Origin of the sequence: Micromonospora sp. D75, assembly GCF_018070405.1 — a bacterium.
In the GTDB taxonomy this organism is placed as follows: domain Bacteria; phylum Actinomycetota; class Actinomycetes; order Mycobacteriales; family Micromonosporaceae; genus Micromonospora; species Micromonospora chalcea.
The window spans coordinates 1-1493 of sequence record NZ_JAGPXV010000950.1; the positions used below are offsets into that span (position 1 = coordinate 1).

Genomic DNA, 1493 nt, shown 5'->3' on the forward strand with positions numbered 1-1493 from the left:
CTACTTCGTCAAGCAGCGGGCCGAGGCGCTCGCCGAGGTGCTCACCCGCACCCATCCCCGGCTCGCCGAGCCGTCCGCCGCGCCGTCCGCCGCGCCACGACAGCTCGCCGGTGACGGCTGGGCACTGGCGGCCACCAGCACCGATCCGGTCACCGCCGAGACCGGCGTGCAACCGGGCGTACGCCGGTTCCTGGCCATCACCGCCAGCCAGCTCATCTCGTCGACCGGGTCGGCGCTGACCCAGTGGGCGGTGCCGGTCTGGGTCTACCTGGAGACCGGCTCGATGCTGTGGTTCGGCCTGTCCGGGGTGATCGCGTACCTGCCGGCGCTGCTGACGCTGCCGGTCGCCGGCGCGGTCGCGGACCGGTTCGACAGGCGCCGGGTGCTGCTGGCCGCGTGCGCGACGGCGGTGACAGCGGAGGCGCTGCTGGCGCTGCTGCTCTGGACCGACCGGCTGGGGCTGGCGGCCGTCTACACGCTCGTGTGCGTGCTCGGCGCGGCGTCGGTGTTCCAACGCATCACCTACCTGGCCGCGATCCCACAGGTGGTGCCGAAGCGCTATCTGGGGCACGCCAACGGCATCGCGCAGCTCGCGGTCGGGCTCAGCTCGCTCGCGGTGCCGCTGCTGGCTGCGGGTCTGCTGGCCGCGATCGGTCTGGCCGGCGTCCTGGTCATCGACATCGTGAGTTACGTGGTGGCGATCGGTGTGCTGACCGCGGTGCGGTTCCCCGACCTGCTCGGCCGGCGGCGCAAGGAGCCGTTCCTGGCGGAGCTGATCGGCGGCGCGCGGATGACGTGGGCCGAGCCGGGCTTCCGGGCCATGCTGGGCTTCTTCTCGCTCTACAACCTGTGCCTGGCGAGCCTGCTGCTGGTGCCGCCGATGGTGCTCGCGTTCGGCACGATGGGCCAGGTCGGCACCGTGGCGTTCGCCGAGGCGCTCGGCGCCGTCCTCGGCGGACTCGCCATCGCGGTGTGGGGCGGCCCGACCCGGCGCCGGATGCCCGCGCTGATCGCCATCGCGTTCGGCGTGGCGGTCAGCCTGGTGCTCAGCGGCGTCCGGCCGAGCCTGCTGCTGGTGGCGCTCGGCAGCTTCGGCGTGGGGCTGGGCCTGGGCCTGCACAACGGCATCTACCTGTCGATCATCCAGGTGAAGGTGCCGCAGCGGTTCCACGGCCGGGTGCTGGCGATCATCCAGACGCTGACCTGGGCGACGCTGCCGCTGGGCTTCGCCGTGCTGGTGCCGCTGAGCGGGTCGCTGCTGGAACCGATGTTCGCCCCCGGCGGCGCGCTGGCCGGCAGCGTCGGCGCGCTGATCGGCACCGGCCCCGGCCGGGGACTCGGGTTCGCGTTCGTGGTGTCCGGGCTGGCCCTGGCCGTGGTGGCGCTCGGCGCCTACGGCGTACGCCGGCTGCGCCGGTTCGACACCGAGACCCCCGACGCGCCGGCGGACGCCACCGAGTGGCTACCGCACCTGCGCCGGGTCGACGATCTGT

At 73.7% G+C, this 1493-nt stretch carries 1 protein-coding gene; it reads left to right on the plus strand.

All coding sequences use genetic code 11. The features are described 5' to 3' along the window. The coding region (locus KBX39_RS30990) for an MFS transporter (protein WP_210873951.1) at positions 1 to 1493 on the plus strand (1493 nt) is incomplete at both ends.